Genomic DNA, 14,932 nt, shown 5'->3' with positions numbered 1-14,932 from the left:
ATCCTTGCGATGGCCAGCCGTAGGGTCTGATTCTCATGTGAACGCAGAATGAGCCCGGCAGTTCAGCCAATCAATAGAACGCGCGTGCAGCCTTGAGTGTGACGAGGCCATCGCACTCGCTGTTGTGCCCGGAATAGGCCGAGCAATCGCTGCCGCTGAGGCTGGAGTTGCTGTAGATCAGGTCGAGGTCGACGCCCATGAAAGGCCGGGACAACTTCACCGACCAATCGGTAAAACTGCTGACGTAACCACCATCCACCGCGACCGGCGAATTCAGTTGGTGGGTGGTGTATTTCATGCTGACACCAATGCCGAAGGGTTGATTGCCGCGCAGATCGGCAAACAGCGTGTTGTTCTGTTTATCCGGATCGTTGCTCAAGGCAATGCCGAATCGGCTGCCGAGCAGGGTCAGACCACCGAACAATTCCTGGCTGTCGAGGGTGTCCACTTTGGGATAGCTGTAGTGGATCATCCCCACTTCGTAGCCGAGGGTTTCGTCGAAAGGTTGTTTGAAGCCGACGTAGGAATCGATCTCGAGGTTCTTGCCCGGCGTGATGCCCATGCTCGGTGCGTACTGGCCGATATAGAGGCCACTGTCGTGGCTGAGGTCGAGTCCGCCATGAAACGAGCCGGTGGACGCCGGTTTGACCAGTCCTTGCGCCATGCTGCGCGTGGGCGTGGTGCCCAGTTTGAGGTCGAAATCACCGAGTTCACGCTGGAAAATCTGCGCGTGCGCAGTCGAACAAGCCAGCAGGCCAGCGAGCGATAAACAGGATGATTTGCGCATGCGTCACTCCATGTACAGCGAGCGCAGGGCGGCGAGCCTGCTGAAACGCTTGATCTAGACGCGTGCAAGGATACCGGCGAATGCTCGGCATTGATGGCCGTTCGTCGATTTTCAAAGAATGGATAAGTGTTTTTTTAAGCGGAGGGGGATTTTGCGGTGCCAGTCCAGACGCTTCGAAGCTCAAAGCGCCTAGGGACGGGTGTATTACCGGGGATTACTTCTTGCCCAGGCTGATCTGCTTGGACGGACCGAACGTCTGGCCGCTGACGCCTTTGGCAATTTGCTGGATCTCGCCGCCGGACTTTAGGAACAAAGCAATCTGATCGTTGATCGATTCGCTTGTTTCAACGGCTGGGGCTGGCTTTGCTTTGCTGGTGGATGCTTTTACACGCATGGCGGCCATTAACCTGTAGAAGAGTAACTCGGCCAGGCATCGTACAGGAATAACTTGACAATAGCTCGGTAAATATCCCCCGGAATAACCAACCTTCAAGGTGGATTATTCTCGGTTAAATATCCGAAATAATTCGCTAACCTGCTGTTTTAGTTAAGAACATCTGTGCATTGCGGTGCTGTGGCGGTCTTGCGCTGGGCACCGAATCAGTCTGACGAGTGGCACCGCGTGCGTGCCCGACCAAGGAGAATCAAGGCGTTGCGCAGATTTTCCCGGCCTCGCCGTTTTGCCGGCGAACGTTCACGGTAAAAACGGGTAGAATGCCGCCCACGCAATGAGGGTTTTGGAAATGGCTTTAGTCGGGCGCTACAACAGTTTGCAAGTGGTTAAACACACTAACTTCGGTTTATATCTGGACGGCGGTGCCGACGGCGAAATTCTTTTGCCCAACCGTTATATCCCTAAAGATATTCCCAGCGAAGATGAAGACTGGCTCAACGTATTTGTTTATCTGGATAGCGAAGACAAACTTCTCGCTACCACTGAAAAACCGAAAGTTCAGGTCGGTGAATTCGCCAGTTTGAAAGTTGTTGAAGTCAACAGCATCGGTGTGTTCCTCGATTGGGGCTTGCCGAAGGATCTGTTGCTGCCGTATTCCGAAGAGAAGCGTCAGATGACTGCCGGCGAATATTGCGTCGTGCATGTCTACCTCGACAAGCACACCCGTCGCATCACTGCCACTGCGCGACTGGATCGTTACCTCGACAAAACCCCGGCCACCTACAGCCCTGGTCAGGAAGTGGATCTGCTGGTTGCCGAAGCTACCGATATGGGCTTCAAGGCAATCATCAACAACAAGCATTGGGGTTTGATTCACAAGAATGAAATCTTCAAGTTCATGCGCGCCGGCATGAGCGAAAAAGGCTTCATCAAGGAAGTGCGCGCCGACGGCAAGATCAGCCTGAGCCTGCAACCGGTTGGCCAGGAAGCGGCGAGCAGCCTGAACTCGAAGATTCTGGCCAAGTTGCGCGAAAATGACGGCACCCTGCCGGTCAGCGACAAGAGCGATCCGGCATTGATCAGCAGTCTGTTCGGTGTCAGCAAGGGCAACTTCAAGAAGGCCATCGGTTCGCTGTACAAGGAAGGCAAGATCGTCATTCATGCGGATCGCATTGAACTAAGCTGATCGCGCACCAGCCCCATGTAGGAGTCGCCGAAGGCTGCGATCTGTTGATCTTTAACGGCAGAAGATCGCAGCCTGCAGCAACGCCTACATTGAGGGTCGTATGATGAAGAAAGCGCTGATTGCTTATTCTGCAACGCTGGTGACGTTTCTGTTGCTCGACGGGATATGGCTTGGCCTGCTGATGGCGCCGACCTATCGCGAACTGCTCGGTCCGTTGATGCTCGAAAAACCGCTGCTCTTACCGGCAGCGGTTTTTTATTGCCTGTATGTTTTCGGTTGCGTGGTGTTTGTGGTGTTGCCGGCGCTGAGGTGGCAGAAGGCAGCGACGATGGGCGCACTGTTGGGACTTGTGGCGTATGGCACGTATGACCTGACCAATTGGGCGACATTGCGCGGATGGTCGGTGCAAGTGACTTTGCTTGATTGGGCGTGGGGGACGTTTGCCACTGCTGTGTCTTGTACTGTTGGTTTTGTCGTGTCGAAACGGCTGGTGAAGTCAGACTCCTGAACAGCGCTGATTGAGCTGACGTCATCGCTGGCAAGCCAGCTCCCACAGGGTTTTGTGTCGAGCACGAGACAGGGGTAGGCGCCACGAACTTGTGGGATCTGGCTTGCCAGCGATTGGCGGCGCAGCCGACAGCCATTCACCACTGACGCAGCAAGGGAATTAAATGTCTTTTCCAGACGGCTTTTTCTGTCGCACTGGTTAATAATCGACGCCACGACTCTTCGCCCCGGACATTGATCCGGGGTTTTGTTTTGACCAATGGATGGCTGCCATGTTGTGTGTGTTCGAGGTGTTGCGGTGATTGTCGAGCGGCGCAATGCCGACCGTTTTGCCCTGCAGGTGATGATCGGTCTGTGCCTGATCTGGGGTGTGCAGCAGGTAATGATCAAGTGGGCTGCACCTGACATCGCGCCGGTGATGCAAGCGGCGGGGCGCTCGGGGATTTCTGCGCTGCTGGTCGGATTGCTGATCTGCTGGAAGGGCGGTTGGGATCAGGTAGGCAGCACCTGGCGCGGCGGCTTGCTGGCCGGTGCGTTGTTCGGGCTGGAGTTCTTCTTTATCTCCGAAGGCCTGCAACTGACCACGGCAGCGCACATGTCGGTGTTCCTCTACACCGCGCCGATTTTCACCGCGCTGGGCGTGCATTTTCTGCTGGCCAGTGAGCGTTTGCGACCGTTGCAGTGGCTGGGGATTTTGCTCGCCTTCATCGGTATCGCGATTGCATTTGCCGGTGGTGTGTCGTGGGATAACCTCGATCGGCGCATGTTATTGGGCGATGCCTTTGGTGTATTGGCCGGCGCCTGTTGGGGCGCGACCACTGTGGTGGTGCGCGCCTCGCGCTTGTCGGAAGCCCCGGTGACGTTGACCCTGTTCTATCAGTTGATCGTCGGCTTCGTCGGCCTGCTGTTGATCGCACTGTTCAGCGGCCAGATCGGCCATGTCAACCTGACCGCAGTGGCGGTGGCCAGCGTGCTGTTTCAAGGGCTGGTGGTGTCGTTCTTCAGCTACCTGGTGTGGTTCTGGTTGCTGCGGCGTTATCTGGCGGCCAACCTCGCGGTGTTCTCGTTCATGACGCCGCTGTTCGGCGTCACCTTCGGCGTGTTGCTGCTCGGTGAACAACTGAGCCTGAACTTCGTCATCGGTGCTGTGCTGGTGCTGCTCGGCATCACTTTTGTCAGTGCCGAGCAGTGGCTGCGTCGGCGTTTGCGCAAAGCGCTGGGCCAGTAGCCGTCGATTGCATCGCCAGACCGCCGGCAATCAGCAAACCACTGCCGGCGATCACCAGCGCCGGCTGCAAGCCACCGCTGAAATGGCTGCTCAGCGCGGCGAGTAACGGGCCGCTGAGCTGGCCAACGGCGAAGCAGGCGGTGAGCATGCCGGCATTACGCTGGGTAGCGTGCGGCGCCAGTTCCCGCGAGCGTTGCATGACCAGTTGCATGCAGGCCAGGAACGGCGTCCCGCAGAAGATCACGCCCAGCGCCAGCCCCCAGCCGCTGCCCAGCAAGCAGGCGAACACCCCGGCGGCTTGCAGCCACAACGTCGCCATCAACCAGTGACGCGTGGTGTGCGGTTCGTGACGACGCAGGCTCACCAGTAAAACGCCGATGGCGGCGCCGAGGCCGAAGCATGGCCAGAACAGATCGGCCTGCCATTGCCCGTGAAACTGTGCGTTGGCCATTTGCGACAGGAACGTGGCCGGAATGATGTAACCGACGCCATACAGCGCGTAAATCAACGCCAGACGGCCAATGCCACGATTCGCCGGGCTCACGACCGCTGCATCAGCTGCCTTCGCGGCGACCGGTTGTGGCAGGAGTCGCCAGACCCCCAACATCATCACCAGCGCGGCCGCGGCATAAATCAGCCACAACGTCGCGGACGTCTGGTTCAACAGATGTGAGACCAGAGCCAGCAACCCTGTCAGAAAAATCCCCAGACCCGGCCCGGCAAAGACCAGCGCTCCCAGCCGTGGGCGACCCGCTGCCACCGCCAGTGGCTGACTCAGCGCGGTAATCATCACCAGCACCCAGGCACTCGCCACACCGGTTCCGAAGCGCAGCAGCAGATGTGCCCAGAAGCCATTCGCCCAGAACGACGCCAGTGTCAGCAGCACACAAAGCCACAAGCCGCCGTGCAGGCGCCGCTGCACCTGTTGCGCACGATGGGCAAACATCGCGTCCACCGCCCCGAGCAAGTAGCCGAGGTAATTGGCCGCGGCAATCAGACCGGCGGCAGTCAGGTCAAACTGCCCCTCGCTGAGCAGGTGCGGCATTTGCGGGGTGAGGGCGAAGCGCCCGATGCCCATGGCCATCATCAGGGCGACGAAGCAGGCGGATAAGCGAATCAGCGGCGACATGGTCTGGATTCCGTTGGCAAGATCAATGACCGTCAGGCTAGGACTGATTGACTTTCTTTAAAATTGAATAATAGTGAGTAACTTGTTCTGTTCTGGAGAAAGGTTGTGGAGTTCAGCCAACTGCGGATTTTTCAGGCAGTCGCCGAGGAAGGCTCGATCACCCGCGCCGCCGAACGCCTGCACCGAGTCCCGTCGAATCTGTCGACGCGGCTCAAGCAGCTTGAGGAGCAAATGGGCGTCGAATTGTTCGTCCGTGAGCGTCAGCGTTTGCAGCTATCACCTGCGGGAAAAGTCTTGCTGGACTACACCGGCAAACTGTTCGCCCTGCGCGATCAGGCCAGCGCGGCGGTGATGGGCGGGCAACCGGCGGGGGATTTTGTGCTGGGCACGATGTACAGCACCGCAGCCATCCATCTGCCGGCATTGCTGGCGCGCTATCACAAGCAATATCCGGCGGTGAACCTGCAAGTGCAGTCGGCGCCGAGCGGTGAGTTACTGGAAGGTTTGCTCACCGGGCGCCTCGACGCGGCGTTGGTAGACGGGCCGCTGCAACTGGCCGGGCTCGACGGCGTGGCGCTGTGCGAGGAAAGGCTGGTGCTGATCACCGAGATCGATCACCCGCCCGTGCACAGCGCCAGTGATGTCGAAGGGCGCTCGGTGTTCACCTTTCGTCGCGGCTGTTCCTATCGCATGCGGCTGGAGGCATGGTTCGCTCATGCCCACGCGGCAATGGGCCGGGCGATGGAGATCGAGTCCTATCAAGGCATGCTCGCCTGCGTGATTGCCGGCAGCGGGGTGGCGCTGATGTCGGAGTCGATGCTGGCCAGCCTGCCGGGGCGCGACAGCGTCGCGGTGCATCCGTTGGCCGAGCCGTTCGCGGGTGCGACAACATGGCTCATGTGGCGTCGGGGCATGGTCGGCGCCAATCTCAATGCGTGGATAGAAGTGCAGCAAGCTGTCTATCCCGCACCTTTGGTTGAATCCCTGGAAACGGCTTGAACCAATGGTGGCGCACTCTGTTCAATTCAGTAACAGATCATTGCGGATTTGGCCGAGCATTGCGTAGGACTTCGGACTATTATCAGTGCGAAGCGGCCTCAGAATTCCGGTCGCTCAGCACTACCCTGAAGGGGGCATGACGATGAAAGAGAAAATTCAGAACTGGCTGCATGATTTGGGTGTTGCCCTCGGCTTGATCGAACCGCCTCTGCAACCGGTACCGATCCGCACTGACGACGAACAGCGTCGGCGCCAACCTCGTCGGCGGTAATGTCCCTGATGTGAAGGGTCAATAGACTCAAGATCAAGAGATCGCAGCCTTCGGCAGCTCCTACAGAGAAAAGTGTAGGAGCTGCCGAAGGCTGCGATTTTTTGTTTTCAATGCCGCCCGATCATCAGCAAAAAACGGCTCAAGTCATTTGCGGTCTTCGCAGTTTTGAGCAGGTGATCTTCTTCAGCGGTGAAAGCTGTCAGGCCGAATTCATCTTCCAGATGAAAGATCAGGTCCTCGATATCAGCTTTTTCCAATCCCAACTGCGCCAGGCTGGTGTTGTCATTGAATTCGCGGTTCTCCAGCAGGCGGCGGATATACCGATGCACGGCGGCACGTACGGCAGCTCTTCTCATGGCAGATATTTCGTTGTTGTTTGACTGATTACAGCAGGCATCAAGGTTGTTGCCGCAGCCATTCGTCCATCATCGAGCGTGGCTGAGCTCTCTGCAGCGAATCTTCACCAGCACTTTCCTCCAGACGAAAAAAACGGGTGTGGCAACCGACGCCACACCCGTCGAAGAAAGCATCAGTTGTTACATCGAACTCAGATCGCGCTGGCCACCGTCGAAGGGCGCGGCGACAGCAGGCTGACCACCACAAAACTCACCAGACCCACAGCCAGGCTGTAGTAAATCGGGGTGTTGGCGTCCAGACCGTCCTTGAACATGAACAGCAGCGCGGTGGCAAAGCCCAGGCCCATGCTGGCGATGGCGCCGGAGGTGGTCGCACGTTTCCAGAAGATCGCACCGATCAGCGGAACCAGCATGCCGCCCACCAACAGGTTGTACGCCAGGGTCAGGGCGCTGATCACGTCGTTTACCACCAGCGCGATGCCCAGTACGACAACACCGGTCAGCAGGGTGAACAGGCGGTTGATGCGCAGGCTCGATGGCTTGCCGCCACGCAGTTTCGGCAGCAGGTCTTCGGTCAGCGTGGTGGCGGCGGCGAGGAGGCCGGCGCTGGCGGTGGACATCATGGCGGCCAGTGCGGCAGCGATCACAAGGCCTCGGATGCCGTCCGGCAGCGACAGTTTGACGATCGCGGCGAACGCGTTGTTGACGTTGTCCAGATCCGGGATCAGCACGTGAGCGGCCATGCCGATCAGGGCGCAGGCCAGACCGTAGAGGACGCAGTAGACGCCCGCGATGCTGCCGGCGTACTGGGCGACTTTGGCAGTCTTGACGGTGAACACCCGTTGCCAGATGTCCTGACCGATCAGGATGCCGAAGAAGTAGATCATGAAGTAGGTGATGATCGTGTCCCAGCCGATGCTGGTGAAGTTGAACGCGGTGGCCGGCAGTTTCAGCACCAGCTCATCCCAACCGCCGACGCGGTACAGGCAGATCGGCAACAGGATGAACATCAGGCCCACGGTCTTGATGATGAACTGGACGATGTCGGTCAGGGTCAGCGACCACATCCCGCCGATCGCCGAGTAGACCACCACTACACCACCGCCGAGCAACACCGAGACCCAGAAGGGCAGGTCGAACAGCACTTGCAGCACGGTGCCGATCGCCAGGATCGAGGTCACGCCGATCATCAGTGCATAGGCCAGCATGATCACCGCGCTCGCCGAGCGGGCCATCGGGTTGTAACGTTTTTCCAGGACCTGGGTAACGGTGTAGATCTTCAGTTTCAGCAGCGGCTTGGCCAGGAACAGGTTCAGCGCAATGATGCCGCAACCCAGTGCCGCGCACAGCCAGAAACCGGAAATGCCATGCACGTAGCCCAGACGCACGGTGCCGACGGTGGACGCGCCACCCAGCACCGTCGCGGCCATGGTGCCCATGTACAGGCTCGGGCCCAGGTTGCGACCGGCAACGAGAAAGTCCTCGTTGGTCTTGGCCTTGCGCATACCGAAATAGCCGAGCAAAAGCATGCCGGCGGCGTAGATGAGGACGACGAATAAATCCAAAGCCATGATGGCGTGTCTCCGATTGTCTTTTTTATGGTGAAACAAAATTGGTTCGATGGAGCTGCCCTTTGTGGGAGCGAGCCTGCTCGCGAAGGCGATCTGTCAGTGACATCCATACTGGATGTGCCGAAGTCTTCGCGAGCAGGCTCGCTCCCACAGAGGAAAAGTGTCAGGCCAGTTCGGGCTTCGCTGAGGGGGGCATAAACTGGCTGCGTTCATCCTTCGGGCCGTAAACCGCCGCCGGTTCCGGAAACAGGCGCAGCAGCGTCAGATACACCACCGAGGCCAGCCCCAGGGTCACCGGCAAACTGATGTCGATGCCGCCCGCCAACTCTCCCAGTGGGCCGACGAACTGCCCCGGCAAATTGACGAAGAACAGACCAACGGCCGCGCTCGGAATCCACGCGCCCAGGCCCCGCCAGTTCCAGCCGTGGGTGAACCAGTAGCGTCCGCCCTGCTCGCCGCGCGTGAACACTTGCAGGTCATCCGGGCAGTAGAAGCCGCGACGCACCACCAGGCCGATGATCATGATCACCATCCATGGCGTGGTGCAGGTGATGATCAGCACGGCGAAGGTCGACACGCTCTGCACCAGGTTCGCGGCAAAGCGTCCGATGAAGATGAACGCAATCGACAGCACGCCGATCAGTAACGTCGCCTTGACCCGCGAGAGCACCCGCGGGAACACGCTCGACATGTCCAGACCGGTGCCATACAGCGACGTGGTGCCGGTGGACATGCCGCCGATCACAGCAATCAGGCACACCGGCAGGAAGAACCAGCTCGGCGACACCGCCAGCAGACCGCCTACATAGTTGTTTGCCGCGATGTAGTCCGGCGCCTTGATCGCCACGATGGTTGCGGTGGCCAGGCCGAACAGGAACGGGATGAGCGTCGCCAGTTGCGCGGCGACCACCGCCAGCATGATGCGGCCCTTCGGCGTTTCGCGAGGAATGTAGCGAGACCAGTCGCCGAGGAATGCACCGAAGGAAATCGGGTTGCTCATGGCCACCAGTGCCGCGCCGATGAACGCCGCCCAGAACCCGGCCTGACCCATGGCCACGCTGCCGGCGTACTGGCTGTCGAAGGCGGGGGCAAAGGCGAAGATACCGAGCAGGAACAACAGGCTCGCGGCCCACACCGCAATGCGGTTGACCCACAACATGAAGCGAAAGCCGTAGATGCAAACCGTCAGCACCAGCAGCGCGAACAGCCCGTAGGCCAGGCCGAGCGTGAGGTCGGTTTCCGGCAGGTCGAGCAGGCGTTTGGCGCCGCCAACCAATGCATCGCCCGAACTCCACACCGAGAGCGAGAAGAACGCGATAGCGGTCAACAACGACAGGAAGGAACCAACGATCCGCCCATGCACGCCGAAGTGCGCACCGGAAGACACGGCATTATTGGTGCCGTTGAGCGGGCCGAACAGGCCCATCGGCGCGAGGATCAGTGCACCGACCACCACACCCAGCACAATCGCCCAGACGCCAGCCTGAAAAGACAGACCGAACAGCACCGGGAAACTGCCGAGCACAGCCGTGGCAAAGGTATTGGCGCCGCCGAAGATCAAGCGAAACAGGTCGCTGGGCCGGGCGTCACGCTCATGATCCGGGATCTGTTCGACCCCGTTTGTTTCGATGCTGCTAAGGCGTTTTTCATTGTTGTTGTTATTCATGATCTGCTCCGATCATCAGGCGCGCTCATCGTGCGTGAGCGTCACCATTGGCTAAGGGGGTGGCAGCCCTTCCGGCATTGCGGACAAATGTTCGTGGCAGGCCAGCCAATGGCCTTGTTGTTCTAGGCTCGACGTTTGTTTCTTGAAAACAATCGTCTCGCGCTCCTGGCTGAAGTGTTGCTCCCCTTGCATGCGCAGCTCGGTGGCCACGTCATGGATGAAAATCGCCACGTCACCCTGCAGGCTGACGAAGGCGTTGCTCGAGGTGCAGGAAAGCACCTCGAAGCCATCCTCGGTGCGCCAGCTGTCCCACAACGCCTGATAGGCATCGCGCGACAGCAGTGGCTGTTCGAGGGTGTAAAACACGAAGCTGGCGTCGGCGCTGAACGCGCCGAAGTAGGCTTCGCGATCATTGCGTGCGAAGGCTGAAACCAGCTCGGCCGCCGCATGCAAAACCTGATCATGATCGTTCATGACCCGCCCCTCAGCGATGAACCACGCCAGGCAGTACGCAGAGCATTTCGTACAGCAGGTTGGCGGCCAGCAGCGAGGTGTTGCCGGTGGTGTCGTAAGCGGGCGAGACTTCTACCAGATCGCAACCGATCAGGTCGAGGCCTTGGCAGCCGCGAATGATCTCAATGGCCTGAATGGTCGTCAGGCCACCGATTTCCGGGGTGCCAGTGCCAGGCGCCCAGGCCGGATCGATGCCGTCGATGTCGAAGCTCAGATACACCGGACCACCGCCGACTTTCTCGCGGACTTCGGCCATCAGCGGCGCCAGCGATTTGTGCCAGCACTCTTCGGCCTGCACCACGCGAAAACCCTGATTACGGCTCCAGTTGAAGTCATCCGCGGTATAACCCTGGGCGCGCAAACCAATCTGCACCACGCGGTCACAATCCAGCAGGCCTTCTTCGACGGCGCGTCGGAAGGTCGTGCCGTGGGCGATTTTCTCGCCGAACATGTGGTCGTTGACGTCAGCGTGAGCGTCGATGTGTACCAGACCCACCTTGCCGTGCTTTTTGTGAATCGCACGCAGGATCGGCAGGGTGATGGTGTGGTCGCCACCCAGAGTCATCGGAATCACGTTGTGTTCGAGGATGTTGTCGTAGGCTTCTTCGATGATGCGCACGGCATCGAGCAGGTTGAAGGTGTTGATCGCGACGTCCCCGATGTCGGCGACCGACAGCGAATCGAACGGCGCAGCACCGGTGGCCATGTTGTACGGGCGGATCATCACCGATTCGGCGCGGATGTCACGCGGCCCGAAGCGAGTGCCAGGGCGCAGCGAAGTACCGATGTCCAGCGGCACGCCTACAAAGGCAGCGTCCAGGCCGGCAGCGGTTGGCAAGTGGGGGAGTCGGAGCATGGTGGCGATGCCGCCGAAGCGCGGCATTTCGTTGCCGCCCAGTGGTTGGTGAAGAATCTTGTCCACGGCTAGGGCCTCATCGTCTTTGTTTTATTTATGTCGGCGCGCCGTTCAGCAAAGGTTCGGACGCCGCTGTGGGGCCGATTCTGCGAAATGTAGTGAGGGGGAAGAATCGCTACGGGCAAATACTTAGTTCAGATTTTTCTAAACTAATGGCCAGGCCCACGCTAGACTTCTCCCACTGCTGATTGCCTCTGTAGGAGCTGCCGAAGGCTGCGATCCTTTGATCTTCAGCGGCCCCAAGGCTGGCAAAAATCAAGATCAAAAGATCGCAGCCTGCGGCAGCTCCTACAGGGTTGTGGTTTAAATCTGGATGATGTGTGGAGCAAACATGGCCAACGCTTTACCCGACCTGAAACTATTACGCATCTTCGTGAGCATCGTGCGCCATCAGGGTTTCGCCAACGCCCAGCAGGAACTCAACCTGTCGACCTCGGCGATCAGCACCTACATGAGCCAGCTCGAAGCCGCGCTCGGTCTGGTGTTGTGCCATCGCGGCCGCGGTGGTTTCAGTCTCACCAGCAAAGGGGAACTGTTCCATCAGGAAACCCTGCGTCTGCTCGCCGAGCTCGAAGGGTTTGAGCAATATGCCGCCGCGCTCAAGGGCGAATTGCGCGGCACGCTCAACCTCGGGGTGATCGACTCTACTGTCAGCGACAAGGCGTTGCCGTTCGCCGAAGCCATCGGCGCCTACAGTCAGGAACACCCGGCCGTGCATTTGCACCTGTCGGTAATGAGCCCCTACGAACTGCAACTCGGCGTGCAGGACAACCGCCTCGACCTGGCCATTGGTGCGTTCTCCACGCGCATGAGCGGTCTGATTTACATGCCCCTGTACCGCGAACAGCACTGGCTGTATTGCAGCAGTCGTCACCCGTTGTTCAACGAGCGACGGATTCCCGAGCAAGTCATCACCCAGCAACGCATGGTCGGTCGTGGCTACTGGAGCCAGGCAGAGCTGGCTCGCCACGGTTTCAAACACAGCGCGGCGACGGTAGAGAGTATGGAGGCGCAGTTGATTCTGGTGCTGTCCGGCGCATACATCGGTTATCTGCCGGAGCACTACGCCCAGGCCTGGGCCGACAAGGGCGATTTGCGCGTGTTGCTGCCCGCGACCTTCGGCTACCAGGCGCCGTTTTCGATGATCATGCGCCGTGGCCGCAGCCGCGAACCGCTGATCCAGACTTTCCGCGATTTGCTTAAAGCCCAGCTCAACCAGGCGTAAAAATGATGTCCAGAGTCCAATGCCCGCGCTGCCTGCGCCCACAAACCCATTGCCTTTGCCCGTTGATCCCGAGCCTCGACAGCCGCACCCGGGTGTTGCTGTTGCAGCACCCGAGCGAGGTCAATCATGCGTTGAATACTGCGCGCCTGGCCGCGCTGGGGCTGACCAACGCCGAGCTGATTGTCGGTGAGGTATTTGAGGATTTGCCGACACTGCTGAACCGGCCGGGCTATCAGGCGCGGTTGTTGTTCCCCGCTGACGATGCGCAGCCTATGCAGGTTTATGGCGCGTCTGATGAACCGCTGTTGCTGGTCGTGCCCGACGGCACATGGCGCAAGGCGCGCAAGATGCTGCACCTCAATCCGCTGCTGGCGGCGTTGCCACGGGTGACGCTGGCGGAAGGCGGGGTGTCGCGGTATCGGTTGCGCAAGGCACCGGGGCCTGGGGCGTTGTCGACCATCGAGGCGATTGTGCAGGCATTGCAGACGCTGGAAGCGCCAGCGTCTTTCGAACCGTTGCTGAAACCGTTTGAAGCGTTGATTGAGGGGCAGATTGCAGCGATGGGGCAGGAGACGTTTCAGCGTAATCACGCTGAAAAATGATCGGTGCTTTTGCCGGCCTCATCGCTGGCAAGCCAGCTCCCACAGGTTTTGTGTTCGACACGGGCACTGTGGGAGCTGGCTTGCCAGCGATAAGGCCAGATCATTCACCACAAAATCCAGACCAAAAGATCGCAGCCTGCGGCAGCTCCTACATGGGTTTTGCGAGCGCCACAGCTTTTGTAGGAGCTGCCGAAGGCTGCGATCGTTTGATCTTATCTTTCGCGCATCGCCTCGGTCCGCGCTTTGAGCACCGGTTTAAGCAGGTAATCCAACACACTTTTCTCCCCGGTGATGATGTCCACTGTCGCCACCATCCCCGGAATGATCAGCAGCGGTTTCACATCTCCGCCAAGATGGTTTTTGTCGGTGCGTACCTGAATCAGGTAGAAGCTGTTGCCCTTGTCGTCAGTAATCGTGTCGGCGCCGATCAGCTCAAGCTTGGCGCTCAGGCCACCGTAAATCGTGTAGTCGTAAGCACTGAACTTGACCATGGCTTTCTGGCCCGGATGCAGGAACGCGACGTCTTGCGGGCGTACTTTGGCTTCGATCAGCAGGTTGTCTTCCAGCGGCACGATTTCCACCATGTCGCTGCCTGGCTGGACCACGCCGCCGATGGTGTTGACCTTCATCTGCTTGATCACCCCGCGCACCGGCGAGGTCACCGTGGTGCGCGTCACACGATCGTCGATGGCGATGCTCGATGCGGTGATTTTCGACAGGTCGGTGCGTTTCTCATTCAGCTCTTTGGCGGCATCCGAACGAAAGGTTTGCTCCGACTCGTCGATCTTGCTGCGGATTTCGGCAATCGCCGATTCGGCGCGGGGAATCGCCAGGGTGGTCGCGTTCAGCGAACCGCGGATTTCCACGGCATTGCGTTTGAGCCGCAGGATCTCCACGGGCGATACCGCGCCGGTTTTGACCAGTGGCTCGGACATGTTCATCTCTTGTTGCAGCAAGGCGAGGCTTGAACTGAACTGACCTTGCTTGGAGCGAAACTCCGCCAGTTCCTGAGTCTTCTGCCGCAGTTGTTCGCTGAGGGTGCGTTGCTCACTGGCCAGCCGCCGCAGGCGTTGTTCGTGCAGCGAGCGTTCGTCTTCAGCGACTTGCGGGGCCTTGGCGATCACCTCGGCGGAGAGTTGGAACGGGCGCCCCTCGGCCTCTGCCGACAGCCGTTCGACCTGGGCGGTCAACGCATAACGATCCGCCTCGCTTTCACCCTTGTTCGACAAAAATCGTGTGTCATCCAGACGCAGCAGGGTGTCGCCCTTGTTGACCATTTGCCCTTCACGGACGAAAAGCTCGGTGACGATCCCGCCCTCAAGGTTCTGGATCACCTGAACCTTGCTCGACGGAATCGCCTTGCCTTCGCCCATGGTCACTTCTTCGAGCACGGCGAACTTGGCCCAGACCACCGCGCTGATCAACAGTGCCGCCGCGAGCCACACGGTGATCCGCGACCAGCGCGGCGAATCCTGCAATGAAGCCCCGGCAGTTTCCGGCATGAACTCGACCTCGGCGCTTTTGCCGAAACTGTCGAAGTAGCCGCGTGATTTGCTATCTGTGGAAGCAGACATGGGGCAAC

At 59.4% G+C, this 14,932-nt stretch carries 16 protein-coding genes; 7 read left to right on the top strand and 9 right to left on the bottom strand.

Annotated elements, in window-relative coordinates; translation table 11 throughout:
* Positions 1 to 70 precede the first annotated feature (70 nt).
* Together AB4P92_RS08085 and AB4P92_RS08080 are read right to left on the bottom strand one after the other, a co-directional pair.
* Positions 71 to 787 carry a TorF family putative porin gene (locus AB4P92_RS08085; RefSeq protein WP_042558136.1) on the bottom strand — a complete coding sequence of 239 codons (717 nt, stop codon included), beginning with the start codon at positions 785 to 787 and terminating at the stop codon, positions 71 to 73.
* A gap of 214 nt (positions 788 to 1,001) precedes the next feature.
* Positions 1,002 to 1,190: a hypothetical protein gene (locus AB4P92_RS08080; protein ID WP_181818528.1), complete on the bottom strand. Its 189-nt coding sequence runs from the start codon at positions 1,188 to 1,190 to the stop codon at positions 1,002 to 1,004.
* A gap of 340 nt (positions 1,191 to 1,530) precedes the next feature.
* On the opposite strand from AB4P92_RS08080, the gene AB4P92_RS08075 reads away from it, so the two are divergent.
* The 3 genes from AB4P92_RS08075 (at position 1,531) to AB4P92_RS08065 (ending at position 4,102) form a co-directional block, all read left to right on the top strand.
* Entirely contained in the window at positions 1,531 to 2,367 is an 837-nt protein-coding gene (locus tag AB4P92_RS08075) for a S1 RNA-binding domain-containing protein (protein WP_210702294.1), read from the top strand.
* 103 nt (positions 2,368 to 2,470) lie between these two features.
* Positions 2,471 to 2,875, top strand: coding sequence for a DUF2177 family protein (locus tag AB4P92_RS08070; protein ID WP_395599664.1), 405 nt, complete (start codon positions 2,471 to 2,473; stop codon positions 2,873 to 2,875).
* A gap of 258 nt (positions 2,876 to 3,133) precedes the next feature.
* Entirely contained in the window at positions 3,134 to 4,102 is a 969-nt protein-coding gene (locus tag AB4P92_RS08065; protein WP_215729181.1) for a DMT family transporter, read from the top strand.
* Here the strand turns inward: AB4P92_RS08065 and AB4P92_RS08060 are convergent.
* Positions 4,050 to 5,231 (bottom strand): MFS transporter, encoded by a 1,182-nt coding sequence (locus tag AB4P92_RS08060; RefSeq protein ID WP_200610903.1) that lies wholly within the window; start codon positions 5,229 to 5,231, stop codon positions 4,050 to 4,052. The genes AB4P92_RS08065 and AB4P92_RS08060 overlap by 53 nt on opposite strands.
* A 105-nt stretch (positions 5,232 to 5,336) precedes the next feature.
* On the opposite strand from AB4P92_RS08060, the gene AB4P92_RS08055 reads away from it, so the two are divergent.
* Positions 5,337 to 6,230 carry a LysR family transcriptional regulator gene (locus tag AB4P92_RS08055; protein ID WP_042558140.1) on the top strand — a complete coding sequence of 298 codons (894 nt, stop codon included), beginning with the start codon at positions 5,337 to 5,339 and terminating at the stop codon, positions 6,228 to 6,230.
* Positions 6,231 to 6,372: 142 nt separating this feature from the next.
* Complete coding sequence (locus tag AB4P92_RS08050) at positions 6,373 to 6,501, top strand: PA1414 family protein (RefSeq protein ID WP_003184145.1); 129 nt, start codon at positions 6,373 to 6,375, stop codon at positions 6,499 to 6,501.
* A 107-nt stretch (positions 6,502 to 6,608) separates the two neighbouring features.
* Here the strand turns inward: AB4P92_RS08050 and AB4P92_RS08045 are convergent, their stop codons facing one another.
* The 5 genes from AB4P92_RS08045 to speB all read right to left on the bottom strand — a co-directional run bounded on the left by AB4P92_RS08045 (position 6,609) and on the right by speB (position 11,529).
* Positions 6,609 to 6,857: a phosphopantetheine-containing protein gene (locus AB4P92_RS08045; protein ID WP_042558141.1), complete on the bottom strand. Its 249-nt coding sequence runs from the start codon at positions 6,855 to 6,857 to the stop codon at positions 6,609 to 6,611.
* A gap of 191 nt (positions 6,858 to 7,048) precedes the next feature.
* Positions 7,049 to 8,428 (bottom strand): sodium:solute symporter, encoded by a 1,380-nt coding sequence (locus AB4P92_RS08040; RefSeq protein WP_273874996.1) that lies wholly within the window; start codon positions 8,426 to 8,428, stop codon positions 7,049 to 7,051.
* A gap of 163 nt (positions 8,429 to 8,591) precedes the next feature.
* Positions 8,592 to 10,094 carry a cytosine permease gene (locus AB4P92_RS08035; RefSeq protein WP_042558143.1) on the bottom strand — a complete coding sequence of 501 codons (1,503 nt, stop codon included), beginning with the start codon at positions 10,092 to 10,094 and terminating at the stop codon, positions 8,592 to 8,594.
* Positions 10,095 to 10,145: 51 nt separating this feature from the next.
* Positions 10,146 to 10,568 carry a nuclear transport factor 2 family protein gene (locus AB4P92_RS08030; protein WP_042558144.1) on the bottom strand — a complete coding sequence of 141 codons (423 nt, stop codon included), beginning with the start codon at positions 10,566 to 10,568 and terminating at the stop codon, positions 10,146 to 10,148.
* Between the two features lie 10 nt (positions 10,569 to 10,578).
* Positions 10,579 to 11,529 carry an agmatinase gene (gene speB, locus AB4P92_RS08025; RefSeq protein WP_047300226.1) on the bottom strand — a complete coding sequence of 317 codons (951 nt, stop codon included), beginning with the start codon at positions 11,527 to 11,529 and terminating at the stop codon, positions 10,579 to 10,581.
* A 325-nt stretch (positions 11,530 to 11,854) separates the two neighbouring features.
* On the opposite strand from speB, the gene AB4P92_RS08020 reads away from it, so the two are divergent.
* Positions 11,855 to 12,748, top strand: coding sequence for a LysR family transcriptional regulator (locus AB4P92_RS08020; RefSeq protein ID WP_042558146.1), 894 nt, complete (start codon positions 11,855 to 11,857; stop codon positions 12,746 to 12,748).
* A gap of 5 nt (positions 12,749 to 12,753) precedes the next feature.
* Complete coding sequence (locus tag AB4P92_RS08015; RefSeq protein WP_395599663.1) at positions 12,754 to 13,350, top strand: tRNA-uridine aminocarboxypropyltransferase; 597 nt, start codon at positions 12,754 to 12,756, stop codon at positions 13,348 to 13,350.
* 212 nt (positions 13,351 to 13,562) lie between these two features.
* Here the strand turns inward: AB4P92_RS08015 and AB4P92_RS08010 are convergent, their stop codons facing one another.
* Complete coding sequence (locus AB4P92_RS08010; protein ID WP_042558147.1) at positions 13,563 to 14,924, bottom strand: HlyD family type I secretion periplasmic adaptor subunit; 1,362 nt, start codon at positions 14,922 to 14,924, stop codon at positions 13,563 to 13,565.
* Positions 14,925 to 14,932: the final 8 nt, after the last annotated feature.

The organism is Pseudomonas sp. A0308 (assembly GCF_044218815.1).
In the GTDB taxonomy this organism is placed as follows: domain Bacteria; phylum Pseudomonadota; class Gammaproteobacteria; order Pseudomonadales; family Pseudomonadaceae; genus Aquipseudomonas; species Aquipseudomonas iridis.
The sequence above is the reverse complement of the archived record's forward strand: the minus strand, read 5'-3'. Positions and strand labels throughout refer to the sequence as shown.